At 50.2% G+C, this 18,578-nt stretch carries 16 protein-coding genes; 7 read left to right on the top strand and 9 right to left on the bottom strand.

What is annotated here, in order from left to right:
- Positions 1 to 399 precede the first annotated feature (399 nt).
- The 7 genes from ACYQ8U_RS06525 to ACYQ8U_RS06495 all read left to right on the top strand — a co-directional run bounded on the left by ACYQ8U_RS06525 (position 400) and on the right by ACYQ8U_RS06495 (position 8,986).
- Positions 400 to 2,295 carry a propionyl-CoA synthetase gene (locus tag ACYQ8U_RS06525; protein WP_459944723.1) on the top strand — a complete coding sequence of 632 codons (1,896 nt, stop codon included), beginning with the start codon at positions 400 to 402 and terminating at the stop codon, positions 2,293 to 2,295.
- Positions 2,296 to 2,397: 102 nt separating this feature from the next.
- Positions 2,398 to 3,555 carry an ADP-forming succinate--CoA ligase subunit beta gene (gene sucC, locus ACYQ8U_RS06520; protein WP_459944722.1) on the top strand — a complete coding sequence of 386 codons (1,158 nt, stop codon included), beginning with the start codon at positions 2,398 to 2,400 and terminating at the stop codon, positions 3,553 to 3,555.
- Between the two features lie 290 nt (positions 3,556 to 3,845).
- Positions 3,846 to 4,718 carry a succinate--CoA ligase subunit alpha gene (gene sucD, locus ACYQ8U_RS06515; RefSeq protein WP_459944721.1) on the top strand — a complete coding sequence of 291 codons (873 nt, stop codon included), beginning with the start codon at positions 3,846 to 3,848 and terminating at the stop codon, positions 4,716 to 4,718.
- Positions 4,719 to 4,795: 77 nt separating this feature from the next.
- Positions 4,796 to 6,346 carry an acyl-CoA carboxylase subunit beta gene (locus tag ACYQ8U_RS06510; RefSeq protein ID WP_459944720.1) on the top strand — a complete coding sequence of 517 codons (1,551 nt, stop codon included), beginning with the start codon at positions 4,796 to 4,798 and terminating at the stop codon, positions 6,344 to 6,346.
- Between the two features lie 40 nt (positions 6,347 to 6,386).
- Positions 6,387 to 6,671 carry an antibiotic biosynthesis monooxygenase family protein gene (locus ACYQ8U_RS06505; protein WP_459944719.1) on the top strand — a complete coding sequence of 95 codons (285 nt, stop codon included), beginning with the start codon at positions 6,387 to 6,389 and terminating at the stop codon, positions 6,669 to 6,671.
- Positions 6,672 to 6,785: 114 nt separating this feature from the next.
- Complete coding sequence (locus ACYQ8U_RS06500) at positions 6,786 to 6,989, top strand: hypothetical protein (RefSeq protein WP_459944718.1); 204 nt, start codon at positions 6,786 to 6,788, stop codon at positions 6,987 to 6,989.
- A gap of 41 nt (positions 6,990 to 7,030) precedes the next feature.
- Positions 7,031 to 8,986 carry a pyruvate carboxylase subunit B gene (locus tag ACYQ8U_RS06495; protein WP_459944717.1) on the top strand — a complete coding sequence of 652 codons (1,956 nt, stop codon included), beginning with the start codon at positions 7,031 to 7,033 and terminating at the stop codon, positions 8,984 to 8,986.
- A gap of 238 nt (positions 8,987 to 9,224) precedes the next feature.
- Here the strand turns inward: ACYQ8U_RS06495 and meaB are convergent, their stop codons facing one another.
- From meaB to ACYQ8U_RS06450, 9 genes are all read right to left on the bottom strand, one after another.
- On the bottom strand, positions 9,225 to 10,211 hold the full coding sequence (gene meaB, locus ACYQ8U_RS06490) for a methylmalonyl Co-A mutase-associated GTPase MeaB (protein WP_459944716.1): 987 nt from the start codon (positions 10,209 to 10,211) through the stop codon (positions 9,225 to 9,227).
- Positions 10,212 to 10,380: 169 nt separating this feature from the next.
- Entirely contained in the window at positions 10,381 to 12,522 is a 2,142-nt protein-coding gene (scpA, locus tag ACYQ8U_RS06485) for a methylmalonyl-CoA mutase (protein ID WP_459944715.1), read from the bottom strand.
- A 67-nt stretch (positions 12,523 to 12,589) separates the two neighbouring features.
- On the bottom strand, positions 12,590 to 12,994 hold the full coding sequence (mce, locus tag ACYQ8U_RS06480; RefSeq protein ID WP_459944714.1) for a methylmalonyl-CoA epimerase: 405 nt from the start codon (positions 12,992 to 12,994) through the stop codon (positions 12,590 to 12,592).
- Between the two features lie 73 nt (positions 12,995 to 13,067).
- Positions 13,068 to 13,691, bottom strand: a complete 624-nt coding sequence (locus ACYQ8U_RS06475) for a TetR/AcrR family transcriptional regulator (RefSeq protein WP_459944713.1) — start codon at positions 13,689 to 13,691, stop codon at positions 13,068 to 13,070.
- A 391-nt stretch (positions 13,692 to 14,082) separates the two neighbouring features.
- Complete coding sequence (locus ACYQ8U_RS06470; RefSeq protein ID WP_459944712.1) at positions 14,083 to 15,246, bottom strand: sodium ion-translocating decarboxylase subunit beta; 1,164 nt, start codon at positions 15,244 to 15,246, stop codon at positions 14,083 to 14,085.
- Positions 15,247 to 15,264: 18 nt separating this feature from the next.
- Positions 15,265 to 15,681 carry a biotin/lipoyl-containing protein gene (locus ACYQ8U_RS06465; protein ID WP_459944711.1) on the bottom strand — a complete coding sequence of 139 codons (417 nt, stop codon included), beginning with the start codon at positions 15,679 to 15,681 and terminating at the stop codon, positions 15,265 to 15,267.
- A 19-nt stretch (positions 15,682 to 15,700) separates the two neighbouring features.
- Positions 15,701 to 16,117, bottom strand: a complete 417-nt coding sequence (locus ACYQ8U_RS06460) for an OadG family protein (protein WP_459944710.1) — start codon at positions 16,115 to 16,117, stop codon at positions 15,701 to 15,703.
- Between the two features lie 15 nt (positions 16,118 to 16,132).
- The gene (locus tag ACYQ8U_RS06455) at positions 16,133 to 17,680 is read right to left on the bottom strand and encodes an acyl-CoA carboxylase subunit beta (protein WP_459944709.1); all 1,548 of its coding nucleotides are present in this window, start codon (positions 17,678 to 17,680) and stop codon (positions 16,133 to 16,135) included.
- Between the two features lie 77 nt (positions 17,681 to 17,757).
- Positions 17,758 to 18,396 (bottom strand): TetR/AcrR family transcriptional regulator, encoded by a 639-nt coding sequence (locus ACYQ8U_RS06450; protein ID WP_459944708.1) that lies wholly within the window; start codon positions 18,394 to 18,396, stop codon positions 17,758 to 17,760.
- Positions 18,397 to 18,578: the final 182 nt, after the last annotated feature.

Below are 18,578 nucleotides of genomic sequence, written 5' to 3'. Positions count from 1 at the left end.
AGAAATGCAGGTGCAGACTGTCCATTGATAAAATTAATTGAAGATGTCGATAAAGTCAATTTGAGATGAAGATGTAAAGGTAACAATGTTCTGTTTGCTTGAAGTCGTTTGTTTGCATATGTATTAAAATAACATGATAACAGTATCATAATACTATTACACCATGATAACAACGTCCTTTTTACTTTCCAATAGGGGAAAAAAAATTGCATTTTTTTGTGTGGGCAATTAAGCATTTAAGCTATTGTAAATAAAGTATAATATATTAACTAAATTTAAATCTTGCTTGGCAGATGTGTAACAATGTTTGATTTATCCCTTGAACAATGATGTGCTATGCAGTATAAAATTGAGGTGAGACTGGTGGGTGGATTAAAATTCAGACCAAAAGGAGCCATTATGGGTAAGTTTGACGAGGTGTTTCAACGGAGTGTGGAAAATCCCGAGAAGTTCTGGGCAGAAGCTGCAAAAGACATCACGTGGTACAAAGAACCCGAAAAGGTGTTAGACGACTCAAATCCCCCGTTCTATAAGTGGTTTGCCGGCGGGAAGATGAACACCTGTTATAATGCGGTTGATCGTCATGTGGAAAATGGTCGAGCTGATCAAACCGCAATCATATACGACAGTCCTGTAACGAACACCATTAAGAAGATCACGTATAAAGAATTGCAAACCAGAGTTGCTGCTTTTGCCGGTGGCCTGGCCAGTCTCGGTGTTGCAAAAGGAGATACGGTCGTTATTTATATGCCGATGATTCCTGAAGCCGCAGTGGCTATGCTTGCATGTGCCAGGCTGGGCGCGGTGCATTCGGTTGTTTTTGGTGGTTTCGCTCCCCATGAGCTGGCAATCAGAATTGATCATGCCCAACCAAAGGTGCTGATTACCGCATCCGGCGCTATCGAAGGAAAGAAAACTCTTGAGTATAAACCGCTGGTAGACAGTGCCATTAAACAATCCACCCACGAAGTTGAAAAAGTCATTCTGTTTCAACGCGATATCGTCAAATCAACGATGATCGAAGGGCGTGATATTGATTGGCAGGAACTGGTGAGCAAAAGCACGCCGGTAGGGTGTACTGAAGTTGATGCAACCGATCCGTTGTACATCCTCTATACATCCGGTACGACCGGCATGCCGAAAGGGGTGCTGAGGGATAACGGCGGCCATGCGGTTGCACTGTATTGGACCATGAAAAACCTCTATGATATCAATCCTGGCGAGGTCTGGTGGTCAGCGTCGGATGTCGGCTGGGTCGTTGGACACTCCTATATCGTTTACGCGCCGCTGCTGCAGGGATCGACCACGGTTTTCTATGAAGGCAAACCCGTTGGCACTCCGGACGCCGGTGCTTTCTGGCGAGTTATCTCCGAGCATAAAGTAAAAACTCTTTTTACTGCCCCGACTGCTTTTCGGGCAATTAAAAAGGAAGACCCCAACGGAGATTTCATTAAAAAATATGATATTTCCTGTTTTAAGTGTCTCTATCTCGCCGGTGAGCGAACAGATCCTGATACCCTGCACTGGGCCGAGGATATGATTGGTGTGCCGGTTATCGACCACTGGTGGCAGACGGAAACCGGCTGGGCAATTGTTGGTAATTGCCGCGGCATAGAAGAACTTCCGGTGAAAGAAGGGTCGCCAACGAAGGCCCTGCCGGGCTATGATGTTCGGGTTGTCGACGACGAAGGGGTAGAGCTTCCTCGCGGAACAGAGGGCAATATCGTCTGTAAATTGCCGCTTCCTCCTGGAACCTTGACCACCCTTTGGCGTAATGACGAGCGTTTCGTCAAGTCCTATATGACGAAGTTCCCAGGCTATTACGAGACCAGTGATGGTGGATACATCGACGAAGACGGGTATGTCTATGTCATGGGACGTATGGATGATGTTATCAATATTGCCGGACATCGTCTGTCCACCGGTGCGATGGAAGAAATTATCTCCAACCATCCGGATGTTGCCGAATGTGCTGTTTTCGGTGCTGATGATCAGATGAAAGGTCAGCTGCCCGTCGGTTTCTTTGTCGTTAAGGCCGGGGTTACCCGGGATGGCAATGAAATCAAAGACGAGCTGGTGAAAATGGTGCGTGAGAGCATCGGTCCGATCGCCTGTTTCCGTGATGCCCATCAGGTCGCCCGTTTGCCGAAGACCAGATCGGGCAAGATTTTACGCGGAACCATGCGCGCTATCGCCAACAATAAGGATTACAAGGTGCCGTCAACCATCGACGATCCGACAATTCTTAATGAAATCACCGAAACCCTGACCAAAATGGGGTATGTGAAGAAGTAGCAAGAGTATGAGTCGGCAGCTGTCCTTTTTTTTGGGCAGCTGCCTTTTTTTTAACCTGACGGGCTGGAAAACATCCTGCTCCAATTCTTAGGACAAGAGTTTATGAAGATCCATGAATACCAGGCGAAAGAGCTTTTTCGCAAGTATAAGGTGCCGACTCCGGAAGGCGGTGTAAGTAATACGGTACAAGGTATTGAAGAGGTTGCCGCAAATCTTGGTCTGCCTGTTGCCGTCAAGGCTCAGATCCACGCTGGTGGGCGGGGTAAAGGGGGTGGCGTAAAGATCGCTAAAACCAGTGAAGAAGTGACGCAGGCCGCCAAGACGATTCTCGGTATGACCCTGGTTACCAAGCAGACCGGTCCTGAGGGACGTGTTGTGCAGACGGTACTGATCGAAAAAGGGGTAGCTATTAAAAAAGAGCTCTATCTCTCGATCATTCCTGATCGCAGCACTGCTACCATCACCATCGTCGCAAGCCAGGACGGCGGAATGGATATTGAAGAGGTTGCTGAAAAAACGCCTGAGCGGATCATCAAGGTTCCGGTCAATCCGGTGACAGGCATCCAGGGCTATCATTTGCGGCGGGTTATGTTCGGCCTGGAACTCGACAAGGTGCTGATGAAAGAATTTGGCGCCATTCTGAAAAATCTTTACAATCTGTTTGTCGATTACGATTGTTCCATGGTGGAAATCAATCCTCTTATCGTCACCGAGGATAACGCAATTATTGCTCTCGATGCCAAGGTTGATATCGATTCCAATGCCTTATACCGCCATCCGGACGTGCTGGCCATGCATGATCCCAATGAGGACGACGCCGCCGAAGCGGAAGCGGCGAAATATAACCTCAACTATATCAATCTCGATGGGAATGTCGGCAACATGGTCAATGGTGCCGGTCTCGCCATGGCAACAATGGATATCATCAAGCAGGCCGGTGCGGAGCCGGCAAACTTCCTTGATGTAGGTGGTGGCGCCAATGCCGAAATGGTCGAAAATGGCTTTCGCATTATTCTCAGTGATAAAAAGGTCAAAGGTATTCTGATAAATATCTTTGGTGGCATACTTCGCTGCGATGTCCTGGCGCAGGGTGTGGTGCAGGCGGCGAAAAAAATTAACCTGTCGGTGCCCGTTGTTGTCCGGATGGAAGGAACCAATGTTGAGGAAGGCCGCCGAATACTCAGCGAATCCGGTTTAAAGTTAATCAATGCCACGGACCTGGCTGATGCAGCCGGTAAAGTTGCCGAACTTGTCGCTTGATTGAGAGGCGGACGCGCCAATCAGACCATCTGCCGAGACCCCAGTAAAAGACACATTAACCAACACGAAGAGGAAAATAAGGGAACAAGGACGAGCTTCTTTTTTCTCCATTGGGAGTTTTATTTTCTTTTTGTGTTCCAGGCTGGTCTGTAGACAGAATAAATAGCACATCAAATACTGTGTTATTTCAATAAAATAATTTTGATGTGCCGTTGATGGGGCGGGGGACGACAGGTTTGTCGCCTGACTCTGAAAAGGTGTATGTTTAATTATACTTGCAAAGGAAAAAAATGAGCATTCTAGTTAATTCCGAAACACGAGTCCTTGTTCAGGGTATTACCGGCAAGGAAGGGCAATTCCATACCCAGCAGTGTATCGCGTATGGCACAAAAGTGGTCGCAGGAGTGACCCCGGGAAAAGGCGGTCAGAAAATGGATTCGGTGCCGGTTTTCAATACGGTGCAGGAAGCCAGGGACAAGACTGGAGCTAATGCCTCGATGATTCTGGTTCCTCCCCCGTTTGCCGCCGATGCAATTCTTGAAGCTATTGACGCCGGCATCGAGCTGATCGTTTGCATAACCGAAGGTGTGCCGGTGATGGATATGCTGAAGGTAAAGAATTACCTGGCCATGAAAAAATCCAGACTGATCGGGCCGAACTGTCCAGGTATCATTACTCCCGGGGAGTGCAAGATAGGCATCATGCCTGGTGCTATTCATAAGCCGGGAGGACCGGTTGGGGTCGTCTCCCGTTCCGGAACGCTCACCTACGAGGTGGTGCATCAGCTGACGCAGGTCGGACTCGGGCAGACCACCTGTGTTGGTATCGGTGGTGATCCGGTAAACGGCACCGGCTTTCTTGATTGCCTCGAGGCCTTCAATGCAGATCCTGAGACCAAGGCGGTAGTCATGGTCGGCGAGATCGGCGGTAATGCGGAAGAAGTCGCCTCTGCCTGGATCAAGGCCAATATGAAAAAGCCGGTTGTTGGATTTATCGCCGGTTTGACTGCTCCTCCGGGCAGACGTATGGGCCACGCAGGGGCTATTGTCAGCGGCGGACAGGGTACTGCCGAAGCCAAGATCAAGGCAATGCGGGAGTCCGGTATCCATGTCTGCGAAAATCTCGGATCTTTAGGCAAACTCTGTAAGGATGTTTTTTCCTGAGTATACGGCGGAGATTATATGGCGGATATGATGGTGACCTGCAAAGCGCACTGTGAATTTAGTTTCAAGGAGACACTATGAAGTTAAACGACCAACTCGACCATCTCAGGAAACTCAGGGCTGAGGCCCGACTGGGTGGTGGTCAGCAAAGAATAGATAAGCAGCATGAAAAAGGGGTTATGACCGCCAGGGAACGCATCGACCTTCTGCTGGATAAGGGATCGTTCGAAGAATTCGACATGTTCAAGGCCCACCGATGCAGGGAATTCGGTATGGAAAAACAGGTCTTTCCCGGAGACGGCGTGGTAACCGGGCATGGTACGATAGATGGTCGGATTGTCTATGTCTTTGCTCAGGATTTTACCGTGCTCGGTGGTTCACTCTCCGAGACATTTTCTGAGAAAATCTGCAAGGTCATGGATATGGCCATGAAAAATGGGGCGCCGGTTATTGGTCTGAACGATTCCGGCGGCGCGCGCATCCAGGAAGGCATTGAAAGTCTGGCCGGATATACGGAAATCTTTCAGCGCAATGTCATGGCCTCCGGGGTTGTGCCGCAACTTTCCGCGATATTTGGCCCTTGTGCCGGTGGCGCGGTCTATTCTCCAGCCCTGACCGACTTTATCGTCATGGTGCAAAACCAGTCGTACATGTTCCTCACCGGGCCAAAGGTGGTTAAAGCGGTGACCCATGAAGACGTCACCACAGAGGCCCTGGGTGGTGCGGCAATGCACGCCAGCAGAAGCGGCGTTTCCGATTATGCGGCAATGTCCGGTGCTGATGCCATTGAATATGTCAAAAAACTGCTGTCGTTTCTGCCGCAAAACAATATGGAAAGCCCGCCGATCGTACCGTCCGAGGATCCGGGAAATCGTCCGTCGATTGAGCTCAATTCAATTCTGCCGGAAAATACCAATGCCGCGTATGACATGAAGGAAGTCATTCTCCAGACAGTCGATAATCGTGATTTCCTCGAGGTTAAGGCCAGCTTTGCCCCGAACCTGATTGTAGGATTTGCCAGGTACAACGGCATGAGCGTCGGCATCGTCGCCAATCAACCGGCCCATCTGTCTGGGGTTCTGGATATCGATTCATCGGTAAAAGGCGCGCGATTTGTCCGCTTTTGTGATTGTTTTAATATTCCTGTTGTCACCTTCGTCGATGTACCGGGTTTTATGCCGGGAACCGCGCAGGAATATGGCGGGGTGATCAGGAACGGGGCGAAGATTCTCTATGCATATGCTGAAGCAACGATCCCCAAAGTAACTGTTATAACAAGAAAAGCGTATGGCGGCGCCTATTGCGTCATGTCTTCCAAGCATCTGCGTGGCGATATTAACTATGCCTGGCCGAGTGCGGAAATAGCGGTCATGGGCGCCAAAGGCGCGGTTGGTGTCTTATACGGCAGAGAGGCAAAGAATGCCGACAATCCTGCCGCCTATCTTGTTGAAAAGGAAAAAGAATATCAGGATTACGTCGCCAATCCCTATGTGGCCGCCCAGCGAGGGTATATCGATGATATTATAGAACCTTCCCTGACGAGAAGCAGAATTGTCCGGGCGCTTGAGTTGCTGCAGAATAAACGGGACACCAATCCGATGAAAAAACATGGCAATATACCCCTTTAACTGACCGCAATCCTTTTTGATCACAGACGAGGAGATTCACATGACAGTGAAAATATTTATAAAACGAAAGGTGCAGGAAACAGACATTATGACACTGACTCTCCTGCTGAAACGATTGCGCGCACTCACTTTAGAGCAGCCGGGCTATATCTCGGGGGAGACGCTCAACAGAATTGATAAGAAAGATGAGTGTATGGTGATCAGCACCTGGCGTTCCGTGGAAGATTGGAATGCATGGGTCAACAATCCCAAGCGTAACGAAATTCAGACGGAAATTGATAAGTTGCTCGGTCAGGAAACCGACTATGCAATGTATGGCGCATAGGGAAGTGTTGCGTGGTTGTAAGGCGGAATGCGTAAATCTTTTATGCCACCCCAAGGTACAGGCTCTTGAGCTGAAAGAGATGTCCTTAAGACAAAACAATCAGTGGGTGAAGGAATGGCAGATAAAAAAAAGAAATTGGCCGCTGCCCTGGCTGCCGTAAGTCTCTATCTGCAACAGGAAGAGGCGACGGCATATGAACAACAGGTGTCCTTGAGAGCAAACAAAGGTGCCGGGTTCAGTGCGTGGGGGCAAAGTGGTTATCAGGAAATGATGGCCATGCGGAGATTAATCCAACTAAGAGCGTTTACCCGCTTCTAGTAGAATCTATAGTTTAAAGATCAGTTGATAGGAGATAAAGGATGAGTGATCAAGTAAAGATGACCCCATTGAATTATTCCGAAGATCGGCCAATGGCAAAGAATCCTGTGAAAATAATGGATCTTTCCCTGCGTGATGGACATCAGTCTCTCTTTGCAACCCGGGGCCGTACGGAAGATATGATACCGGTGGCGGAGTTGATGGATGAAGTCGGATTCTGGGCGATTGAAACCTGGGGCGGTGCAACGTTTGATACCATGCACCGGTTCCTCAATGAAGATCCATGGGAGCGACTGCGCACCCTGAAAAGGTATATCAAAAAGACGCCTTTTTCCATGCTGCTGCGGGCACAGAACCTTGTCGGGTATCGTAACTACGCCGATGATCTGGCCTATGCGTTTGTCGATCGTGCAGCGGCAAACGGCATGGATGTTTTCAGAACCTTTGATGCGCTGAACGATTACCGCAACTTTGAGACCGTCGTCAAGGGGATTAAGAAAGCCGGGAAGCATTTTCAGGGCTGCATCTGTTATACCCTGACCGAACCCCGTCTCGGCGGAGAAGTGTATAACCTTGAATATTATACCGACAGGGCGAAAACCCTGGAGGATATGGGCGCGGATTCTATCTGTGTGAAAGATATGGCCGGCCTGATGGCACCGTATGATGCCTATCCCCTGATCAAGGCTCTGAAAAAAGCGGTGCAGGTACCTATTCATCTGCATAGTCATTTTACCTCCGGTATGTCGCCGATGACTCATCTGAAGGCGATTGAGGCCGGTGTGGATATTATCGACACCTGTATGACACCGTATGCCTACAGAACGTCCCATGCTGCAGTAGAACCGCTGGTTATGGCGCTGCTCGGCACCAATCGCGATACCGGTTTTGATATTAAGAAGCTCGCGATTATAAACGAGATTTTTGAAAGAGACGTGATGCCGAAATACAAGCATCTGCTGGATGATTCAAAGGTCTCCATCATTGATATTAATGTCCTGCTGCATCAGACCCCCGGCGGTATGCTGTCGAACCTCGTCAATCAGCTGCGGGAAATGGATGCCCTGGATAAAATCGGCGAGGTCTACAAGGAATTGCCGCGCGTGCGGAAAGACCTTGGACAGATTCCGCTGGTTACTCCGACCAGTCAGATTGTCGGCGTGCAGACGGTCAATAATGTGCTGCATGACACCCCGGATGAACGATACAAGATGATCACCGGACAGGTAAAAGATCTCTGTTATGGCCTGTACGGCAAAACTGCGGTGCCGATCAACGCCGAATTGCAGAAGAAGGCCCTGAAGGGGTATCCGCGTGGTGAAGAACCCATCACCTGTCGGCCGGCGGAAGTTCTTGAGCCGGAGCTGGACAAGGCCAAAGCCGAAATCGGTGATCTGGCGGTGGACCTCGATGATCTCATTCTCTACGCGCAATTTCCTGTTACCGGGAAGAAATTTCTCGAATGGAAATACGGCAAAGCCGAGCCACCGGCGAGCGTCAAACCGATTACCCTTGAAGAGGTAAAGAAAAGAGACGAAATTATCAAGAAGGCAATAGCCGGTAAACTTATAGAAGCAAAACCGGATACTCCAGCGAAAACCGCGGCAGTGAGGACCTTCAACGTCTTTGTTGATAATGAATACTTCAATGTGGAAGTCGATCCTACCGGCGATGTACAAGCCGTTCCGGCATCACGCCCCGCTGCAGCCAGCCCGGCTCCGGCGCAAACCGCAGTCGCTGCACCTGCACAGGCAGCCGCACCTCAACCGGCCGCCCCGGTAGATGGCACGCTGCTTTTGGCGCCGATGCCTGGTATGATCATTAAATACGAGAAAAAAGCCGGCGATATCGTCCAAAAAGGTGACATCCTTGTCGTCCTTGAAGCGATGAAAATGGAGAATGCCCTGGTCGCTCCCTGCGACGGCACTGTGCAAGGCATTAAATTTGCCAGTGGCGACAGTGTTTCCAAAGGCGCTGTACTCTGTGTCATAAGCTGATATCTTCCCTTGAGGTGCGGGACCTCCTTGCGAAGTCTCGCACCTCATCTTATGTGTTTTTCTGAAAATAGATTTACCATGGAGTTATTCGGCAGGGGAATTATCTGTCAGAGACTTTTTGGGCTGCGAGGTTGCGATGATTATCAAGGAGCTGAAAGGGCATACACCGAAATTTGGCGAGGAGTGTTTCATAAATAGCGCCGGTTTTCCGGCAAAAAACAGCGGGTTTTTCTGCGTATTATAATCTTTTTTCCTGCAAAAAGGCCAGGAGCGCGTCGGCCGCGGCGGTAGGTGATGTACGCTTCATTTCGACATCCTTTCGCAATGCGGGTAGAGTGGCTTTTATCTGCGGGTCGTTATAAAACCATTGGCGCAACCCCTCATCAAGGAGAAAAGACATCCAGTCGAGCGCCTGGGCCTTTCTCTTCTCCTCCATTTCGCCACTCGCCGTCAGTTTCTGCCGGTGGTCCAGAATAGTTGCCCAGATTTTGTCGATACCGGTATGTTCGAGTGCGCTGCAGGTGAGAACCTGCGGACTCCAGTTAGGGCTGTTCGGCATAAGCATGTGCAGGGCGGTCTGGTACTCCTTGCAGGCAATCTGTGCCCGCAGCACATTGTCTCCGTCGGCCTTGTTGATGACAATGGTATCGGCCACCTCGAGAACGCCTTTTTTGATTCCCTGCAGCTCATCCCCCCCGCCGGCAATCATCAGCACCAGAAAAAAATCAACCATCGAGGCCACGGTGGTCTCCGATTGACCGACGCCGACGGTTTCTATGATAACAACATCATACCCCGCAGCCTCGCAGGCGAGCATGGTTTCCCTGGTTTTCCTGCCCACACCGCCAAGTGTCCCGCTTGAAGGAGAAGGGCGGATAAAGGCATTCGCATTGACGGCCAGTTTCTCCATACGCGTTTTATCACCGAGAATGGAACCGCCGCTGCGGGTACTGCTCGGATCGATGGCCAGCACTGCAACCCGGTGGCCTTTTTCGGTGAGCATGTTGCCAAAACTTTCTATATAGGTACTTTTTCCGGCACCCGGCACACCGGTTATGCCGATCCGATATCCTTTACCGGTGTAGGGCAGGAGTTTGTCGATAATTGTTCTGGCCAATTCCTGGTGGGCGGGCAAGGTACTTTCGATAAGGGTGATGGTTCTCGCGAGCATCAAACGATCCCGGTTGAGAACACCATCGATATATTCCTGGGGGGTTTTAAGCATAAAAGAAGGCGTGAGTTGAGAATTTATCGGAAAATCGCCGCTGTAAAGTAAAACACAATGGGTCTGGCGATCAAGCGAGGGAAAATCGCCGGACCCATTGTGGTACTACCGGATTGAACTGCTCATCCCGACCAACGGCATGTTGGCTCAAGTCCTGCGGAAATTTTTTCTACTTGAGGTATTTTTCCTCCAGAAGAGAAAGGGTTTTGTCGGCGGAGACGGGAATAGGGGTACCCGGTCCGAAGATAGCCTTGACGCCGGCTTGAAAGAGAAAGTCGTAGTCTGCGGGCGGGATGACCCCCCCGGCGACAACGATTATATCCTGGCCGCCGATCTTCTTCAGTTCCTCGATCAGGGCAGGGATAAGTGACTTATGTCCGGCGGCAAGACTCGATGCCCCGACGACATGGACGTCATTTTCGATGGCCATCTTTGCGGCCTCTTCCGGGGTCTGGAACATCGGGCTGATATCGACATCAAAACCGAGATCGGCGTAGGCGCTGGCAATAACCTTAAAGCCGCGGTCATGGCCGTCCTGGCCCATTTTTGTCACCAGCAGTCGAGGACGCCGGCCTTGTTTTTCAAGGAAAATGCTGGTTCGTTCCTTGATAGCGTTGAAAATTGAATCGTCACCTTGAAATTCCGAGGAGTAGGCGCCGGAGATACACCGGGTGGTGGCCACGAAACGGCCGAAAACCGCCTCCATGGCATCGGAAATTTCACCAACTGTCGCCCTGGCTCGAACGGCAGGCAGGGCCGCCTCGAGCAGGTTGCCGTCGTTTTTCGCTGCTTCGGTAAGATCGGCAAGTGCTTTATCGACTGCCGCCTGATCACGGCTGGCTTTAATCTCTTTAATGCGGGCTACCTGTTCGTCACGCACAGTTGCCGGTACTTCACGTACCTCAAAGTCGATTTTTTCATCGGTCAGCTTGTATTTGTTGACGCCGACTATAACGTCAAGACCCTGATCGATTCTCGCCTGTTTGCGGGCAGCGGATTCCTCAATGCGCATTTTCGGCATACCGCTTTCGATGGCCTTGGCCATGCCGCCCAGTCCGGCAATCTCATCGATGATTTTCTGTGCTTCCTCAATGATACTGTTGGTAAGTGACTCGATATAGTAAGAGCCGCCTAATGGATCGACAACATGGCAGACCTGCGATTCTTCCTGAATGATGATCTGGGTATTTCTGGCAATACGCGCGGAAAAATCAGTAGGCAGGCCGATGGCCTCATCAAAGGAATTGGTGTGCAGGGACTGTGTGCCGCCAAGAACAGCGGACATGGCCTCAAGTGTCGTGCGGATGATATTATTGTAGGGATCCTGTTCCGTGAGACTCCAGCCGGAAGTTTGACAATGGGTTCGCAGCATGGAAGATTTGGGATTCTTTGGATTAAACTCGCTCATCAGTCGATGCCAGAGGAATCTGGCCGCGCGCAGCATGGCAATGTCCATGAAGAAGTTCATGCCGATACCGAAAAAGAAAGACAGCCTGGGCGCAAAAGTATCGACATCCATGCCGCTTTTCAGGGCGGCCCGCACATACTCAACGCCGTCGGCCAGGGTAAAGGCGGTCTGCAGAACGCTGTTGGCGCCGGCCTCCATCATGTGATAACCGCTGATGCTGATGGTGTTGTACTTCGGCATGGTCTTCGAGCAGAAGGCCATGATGTCGGAGATTATCCGCATGGATGGACCCGGAGGATAGATATAGGTGTTTCGCGTCAGATATTCCTTGAGAATATCATTCTGGATGGTACCAGACAGTTGATCGTGGCTGACACCCTGTTCTTCGGCGGCAACAATATAGCCGGCGAGAATGGGAATAACCGCACCGTTCATGGTCATGGAAACGGACATCTGGTCAAGCGGGATGCCGTCAAAGAGAATTTTCATGTCTTCCACGGAATCAATGGCCACACCGGCTTTACCGATATCTCCGGCTACACGGGGGTGGTCCGAATCATAGCCCCGATGGGTGGCGAGGTCAAAAGCGACCGATAAACCTTTCTGACCGGCGGCAAGCGCCTTATGATAAAAAGCGTTTGATTCCTTGGCAGTTGAAAAGCCGGCATATTGCCGGATTGTCCACGGACGTCCAGCATACATGGTCGTCATCGGGCCGCGGGTGTAGGGGGCCATTCCCGGCATGGTGTTGACATCTTCCAGACCTTCGAGGTCTTTGGCCGTATACAGGGCTTTGACTTTTATACCTTCCGGGGTCATCCAGTCGAGGGTGTCGACGGATTTTCCTTTCATCTGTTTGGAGGCGAGTTCTGCCCATTGCTGTAATTTTGGATTCTCTGCCATCGGTTGCTCCTTTCGTGCGTATGGTTACATCCCCGGCTGGGGATTATGATTGAGTAGGGGATAAGGACTATGAGCGTTCGCACAGCTCGACCAGTACACCACCTGTCGCTTTTGGGTGCAGGAAGGCAATTTTGGCCCCACCGGCACCAATCCGCGGTTGCTGATCTATCAATTGGATGCCTTTATCCTTCAGCTCTTGCAGGGCTTCCTCAATATTGGCTACTCGGAAGGCGACGTGCTGGAAGCCTGTGCCTTTTTTTTCAATGAATTTAGCGACCGGGCCATCTGGTGCGGTAGATTCAAGCAGCTCGACTTCGCTTTCTCCAACGGGGAAAAAAGCGGTAGTCACTTTTTGCGTCTCCACCGTTTCCGCCCCTTCAAACTTGAGACCAAGTACGTCCGACCAGAAATTTTTTCCATCATCAATGCTGTTTACGGCTATTCCCAAGTGGTCAATTTTAAGTATTTCCATTGTATGCCTCCGAAAAAAGGTGAGAAAAGTAAGATGTGTTACCGGGGCGGCTTTGTCGTATGCCGACCAGGCGCTATTCTTTTTCAGGGTGAGAACCCTGAATCGATTGTTGAGGTTTTGCCAACATTCCCTGCCAGACCATCTCAAACATTATGTTCGCCTGTTCCGCGAGCGATTCATTTTTCCCACGGAGTATCCACATAAAAAAACTGCGCTGCACAAAACCCATAAAGAAATCGAGCAGGGTGCCGGCTCGAACGTGGGGATTGAGGATGCCTTCTTTTTGTCCCTGGCGGAGGACATCGATCATCAGTGTCATCATTCTGGGTTGGTTGAATGTTTCATCCGCCATCCACGTCTTCATCGGCAGGGTCATAAAAACTATCCTGCCGAGACCTTCATGACGCTCGTAGTAATCCAGCTGCAACCAGAAGACCTTGCGCAATTTTTCTTTGAGATTCTCTATGCCCTGGAGATGATCAACGATACGATCTGTCAATTTTCCCATCCAGATGTCGACGAAAGCAAATACCAGCCGTTCTTTACTGCCGTAATGTTTGTAGATTGTCGTAAAGCTCACTCCGGCTTTGTTGGCAATGTCACGAATGGATGCCCGATGGAAGTCAGAGCTGGAAAAGACCTCCAGAACAGCCTTTTCAAGTCGCCTGTGTATGTCGCTGTTTAATTCATCTGACATATTGAATGTTTAGTGGTGGTTGAAAAACTTTGTTCTTGTTATGGGAAAAATTCCCGGCATTGTTGCCTAACTGAAGCCTATTTTTGAGGCGCTAAAGTAGCGTCGTTATGGTTATTGTAAAAAGTTAATTTGCTGAATTGTCGTAAAAAAATGGAACGTATTTTTTTAAAATACTTTTTGTGGATAACAATGTTACACTTACTTGTAATGTATTGCTGAAAACTTTACAAGTAAAAAGCTGTACCTTGATGATTCAATTTTTTATATGGTGGAATGAAAAAACACGCAGGCCAGTGACCCCAGCCAGTCAGGTAACTGAACAGGGCGTCCGGCGGTCATTGCCGGACGCCTCCCGTCTGCAGGCCGGACGTTCTTCCCGAGGCACTAGGCACTAATTGCCGAAAAGAGACAATAACACCCCAGCGGAAACCGCCGAGCCTATGACGCCGGCAACGTTCGGTCCCATGGCGTGCATGAGCAGAAAATTGCTCGGATCTTCTCTTTGGCCAACCACCTGAGATACCCTGGCCGCCATCGGTACCGCTGAAACACCGGCGGACCCGATCAGCGGGTTAATGTTGACGTTCATTACCTTGTTCATCAGCTTGGCAAGAAGTACCCCTGAGGCGGTGCCTATGGCAAAGGCGGTGACGCCCAGGGTGAGAATGGCCAGGGTTTCAATCTTCAAAAACTGTTCGGCAGTGGCCGTTGCCCCGACGGTCACGCCGAGAAAAATGGTGATGATGTTGATAAGAGCATTTTTCGCGGTATCATCAAGTCTGGCGGTAACGCCGCATTCTCTGAACAGGTTGCCGAGCATCAGCATGCCGATGAGGGTCGCTGCCGCCGGCACCATCAATGAAACGATAATGGTGACAATTATCGGAAAAAGAATTTTTTCTCTTTTAGTCACGTCCCGCAACTGGGTCATTCTGATGACTCTTTCTTTTTTGGACGTGAGCAGGCGCATAATCGGCGGTTGGATTATCGGTACCAGGGCCATGTAAGAGTATGCGGCAATGGCAATCGGGCCAAGGAGGTGCGGCGCCAGTTTGGAAGAGAGAAAGATGGCGGTTGGACCATCCGCTCCACCGATTATGCCGATGGAGGCGGCTTCCTGGGCAGTAAACAGCCCGGAGGCTATCGCCCCTATAAAGGTAATAAAGATGCCGAACTGGGCGGCTGCGCCAAGCAGAAGCGATTTTGGGTTGGCAATGAGTGGCCCAAAGTCGGTCATCGCGCCGACGCCCATAAAAATAAGGGGAGGAAAAATTCCCAGGTGATCTCCCTGAAAAAGATAGTACAGCAGGCCACCCGGTTGAATGGTATGAATGGCGTTTTCCTTTATCTCCAATATCGGTTCGGCCATCAAACCGGCAAAGGGGAGGTTGGTCAGCAGGACACCGAAGGCGATCGGCACCAGGAGCAGCGGTTCGAATTTTTTGACAATGGCCAGATAAAGCAGCAGACAGGCTATGGCGAGCATGGCGATTGCCCCTGCGGTCAGGCCGTAAAATCCTGTGCTTCTGGCGAATTCAAGAAGAGCTTGCAGCATGGTAGATGTCTCCCATTGTTATGACAGAATAACCAGGACATCGCCGGCGTTGACCGATACGCCCTTGGTTACGTTCAGTTTCTCGACGATGCCGTCGGCAGGGGCCATGAGATCATTTTCCATCTTCATTGCTTCAAGTACCAAAAGAACCTGGCCCTTTTTGACGCTCTCTCCGATGTCGACCAGCACCTGCAGGACGGTTCCCGGCATGGGCGCAATGACATTGCCTGGAGCGACAGCCGAGTCTTTCTTGGTTGCCGCGGGTTGAACTGTCGGTTTCGGCGGGGCCTGCGTCGGTGCCGCCGAAACCGCCGGTGCCGCAGGAGCAGCTTGAGCTACTTGCGCTACTTGAGACGGGGAGGCTGTTTCTTCCGCCAGTTCTTCGATTCCTACCTTATATTCGCTGCCGTTGACAACAACTCTGAACATTTTCATCTATACGACCTCCGTTAATTTAAAATCTGCTGTTCATCTGCTCAATAATTCCTGCCCGGTTCCAGGCAGGGGAGCGATCGTCAAGTTTTTCGATATTTTTGATAACTATCTTGTCCGCCGAGGTTTTCAGTTTCATGGCAATGACCGCGGCGATTACCGCCACAAGTTCGTTGTCATCCCGGTGGGGTTCCACTGTGTCGGCCGGCGGCTTTTGTTCTATGGGGCCGAGTGGAATCGGCTCAGCTGGTGCCGTCTTTTTCCTGTTAAGAATTTTATCCATCCAGGCAATGATGAACTGCAGGATGACAAGCGCGGAGAAAGTAATGCCCATCCCCAGCATGGTCGTGATCAGCCCTGCGGTAAGCTTGTCCGAAATCGATAAGGACTGCATGACCTCTGGATCAGCAAAACGAGCCAGCAGTTCGGTGACAATCATGTTTTTCTCCTCCTGTTAGAGTGGGATGTTGCCGTGCTTTTTGGCAGGACGTTTTTCCCGTTTACCTTCAAGCATATTGAAGGTGTCGATAATTCTCTGGCGGGAAGTGCTTGGCTCGATAACATCATCAACAAAACCTCGCTCCGCCGCCTTGTAGGGGGTGGCGAATTCGGCGGCATACTCCTCGAGTATTTTCTGCTTGGTGGCGGCTTTGTCTTCAGCTTTGGCTATATCGTTTTTAAATATGATGTTTACCGCTCCCTCTGAGCCCATAACGGCCACTTCCGCGGACGGCCAGGCGAAGACCATGTCCGCACCAAGGGATTTGGAGCACATGGCCACATAGGCGCCGCCATAGGCCTTGCGGGTAATGAGTGCCACCTTGGGCACCGTCGCCTCGCTGTAGGCATAGAGAATCTTTGCCCCGTGGCGGATGATTCCCCCGTATTCCTGGGCTGTGCCGGGGAGGAATCCGGGGACGTCGACAAAGGTAAGTAAGGGAATGTTGAACGCGTCGCAGGTCCTGATGAACCTGGCGGCTTTATCCCCGGCGTTCATATCCAGGCATCCGGCCATGACCTTTGGCTGGTTGGCGACTATGCCGACCGATTTGCCGTTGATCCTGGCAAAGCCGGTTACCAGGTTGGTGGCAAAGTAGGTCTGATATTGCATGAAATCCCCATCGTCGACTATAAGATGAATGATATCGAGAATATCGTATGCTTTGTTGGGGTTTTCCGGAACCAGGTCATTGAGTTCGTTGATATGCCTGTTGATATCGTTGCGCAGGGGACGGGGGGGGCTTTTCTCCATACTGTTTGACGGGAGATATTGAACTAGTCTTCTGATATCTGCGAGGCATTGCCGCTCGGAATCGGCGATAAAGTGAACATTGCCGCTGACACTGTTGTGTGTCATTGCTCCCCCGAGTTCCTCTGCGGATACTATTTCCCCGGTAACTGTTTTTATGACCTGGGGACCGGTGATAAACATCTGCGAAGTTTTGTCGACCATGAAAATGAAATCGGTCAGTGCCGGAGAATAGACCGCCCCGCCGGCACACGGTCCCATCACCGCGGATATCTGGGGGATGACGCCGGAGTATATCGAATTTCTGTAAAAAATATCGCCATAACCGGACAGGGCGTCGACAGCTTCCTGGATTCTGGCTCCGCCGGAATCGTTCAGACCGACAATAGGGGCGCCGACCTTGGCGGCACTGTCCATGGCCTTGACTATTTTTCTGGCGTGCATCTCTCCCAGGGCGCCGCCTGTTATGGTGAAATCCTGGGAAAAAGCAAAGACCACTCGGCCTTCGACCTGCCCGTATCCGGTGACGACCGATTCGCCCTCAAAATCGAGCTTATCCATGCCGAATCGGGTGCATCTGTTTTTAACGAAGGGGTCTATTTCAATGAAGGTGCCTTCATCAAAAAGGTGGAGGAGTCGCTCTCTTGCGGTCATTTTCCCACTGGAATGCTGTTTTTTTATCCGCGCCTCGCCTCCTCCCAAGGCTATTTTTTCTTTTTTGTTTTGCAGGAGTGTTCTTTTTTCCAAGGACATATGCAGTTCTCCTTTTTCTAGGTTTGTCTGTTTCTCTTGTCGGTCGGTATCTCGTTCTCGACAGGGCAATGGTCGTTTTATGTTTGTTCCTGCTGTTCAGGTCGATCCTTTGGGTTGATGTAGCGGATGGTCTCCGGATTAGCCATACCCTGCCAGACCATTTCGAAGAGGGTGTTTGCCTCTTCGACAAGGCTTCCCTGTTTGCCTCGTATTATCCACATGAAAAATGATCGTTGAATGAATCCGAGCATAAAATCGAGCAGAGATCCTGCCCTGACGTTCGGGTTGATTATACCTTGCTGCTGTCCCTTTTTCAGTACATCAATTATCAGGCCTACTCTTCTTTTCTGATCAAAGGATTTATCTGTCATCCACGTCTGCATGGGCAGGGTCATGAAGAGAATGCGACCAAGTTCTTCATGACGTTCATAGTAATCAAGGTGCAGCCAGAACACTTTTCTGAGCTTTTCCTTGAGGTCTTCAATGCCTTTGAGATGATCCGCTATACGATCAGTCAGCTTGCTCATCCAGATATTGACAAAAGCAAAAAGCAGGTGTTCCTTACTTCCGTAATGTTTATAAATAGTTGTAAAGCTTACACCGGCTTTTTCTGCAATGACGCGTATACTGGCCTTATGAAAATCGGCGGTGGAAAAAATTTCCAACACCGCTTTTTCCAGCCGTTCCTGTACATCTGGGTTGAGTTCATCAAACATTGTTACTTTGTATTGTTTTGCCAAGAATAACGGTTATTGAATCAAATATGATAAGTTGTTTGAAAAAAAGTGAAAATTAAGAATCTGTTACAGACAGGTCTTGGTAGTTGATCAAGGCGATGCGGTTTTCTTTAGAAAATGTTTTTTTTTGTAAATTATTAAAAACACTGATTATAAAAATA

It is taken from the genome of Desulfocastanea catecholica (assembly GCF_054657295.1).
This window is presented reverse-complemented; position numbering and strand designations above follow the sequence as displayed.

What these genes read in the sequence shown, in the direction of transcription:
- ACYQ8U_RS06525 (WP_459944723.1), top strand. Translation starts at nt 400, where the DNA reads ATGGGTAAGTTTGACGAGGTGTTTCAACGGAGTGTGGAAAATCCCGAG.
- sucC (WP_459944722.1), top strand. Translation starts at nt 2,398, where the DNA reads ATGAAGATCCATGAATACCAGGCGAAAGAGCTTTTTCGCAAGTATAAG.
- sucD (WP_459944721.1), top strand. Translation starts at nt 3,846, where the DNA reads ATGAGCATTCTAGTTAATTCCGAAACACGAGTCCTTGTTCAGGGTATT.
- ACYQ8U_RS06510 (WP_459944720.1), top strand. Translation starts at nt 4,796, where the DNA reads ATGAAGTTAAACGACCAACTCGACCATCTCAGGAAACTCAGGGCTGAG.
- ACYQ8U_RS06505 (WP_459944719.1), top strand. Translation starts at nt 6,387, where the DNA reads ATGACAGTGAAAATATTTATAAAACGAAAGGTGCAGGAAACAGACATT.
- ACYQ8U_RS06500 (WP_459944718.1), top strand. Translation starts at nt 6,786, where the DNA reads ATGGCAGATAAAAAAAAGAAATTGGCCGCTGCCCTGGCTGCCGTAAGT.
- ACYQ8U_RS06495 (WP_459944717.1), top strand. Translation starts at nt 7,031, where the DNA reads ATGAGTGATCAAGTAAAGATGACCCCATTGAATTATTCCGAAGATCGG.
- meaB (WP_459944716.1), bottom strand. Translation starts at nt 10,211, where the DNA reads ATGCTTAAAACCCCCCAGGAATATATCGATGGTGTTCTCAACCGGGAT.
- scpA (WP_459944715.1), bottom strand. Translation starts at nt 12,522, where the DNA reads ATGGCAGAGAATCCAAAATTACAGCAATGGGCAGAACTCGCCTCCAAA.
- mce (WP_459944714.1), bottom strand. Translation starts at nt 12,994, where the DNA reads ATGGAAATACTTAAAATTGACCACTTGGGAATAGCCGTAAACAGCATT.
- ACYQ8U_RS06475 (WP_459944713.1), bottom strand. Translation starts at nt 13,691, where the DNA reads ATGTCAGATGAATTAAACAGCGACATACACAGGCGACTTGAAAAGGCT.
- ACYQ8U_RS06470 (WP_459944712.1), bottom strand. Translation starts at nt 15,246, where the DNA reads ATGCTGCAAGCTCTTCTTGAATTCGCCAGAAGCACAGGATTTTACGGC.
- ACYQ8U_RS06465 (WP_459944711.1), bottom strand. Translation starts at nt 15,681, where the DNA reads ATGAAAATGTTCAGAGTTGTTGTCAACGGCAGCGAATATAAGGTAGGA.
- ACYQ8U_RS06460 (WP_459944710.1), bottom strand. Translation starts at nt 16,117, where the DNA reads ATGATTGTCACCGAACTGCTGGCTCGTTTTGCTGATCCAGAGGTCATG.
- ACYQ8U_RS06455 (WP_459944709.1), bottom strand. Translation starts at nt 17,680, where the DNA reads ATGTCCTTGGAAAAAAGAACACTCCTGCAAAACAAAAAAGAAAAAATA.
- ACYQ8U_RS06450 (WP_459944708.1), bottom strand. Translation starts at nt 18,396, where the DNA reads ATGTTTGATGAACTCAACCCAGATGTACAGGAACGGCTGGAAAAAGCG.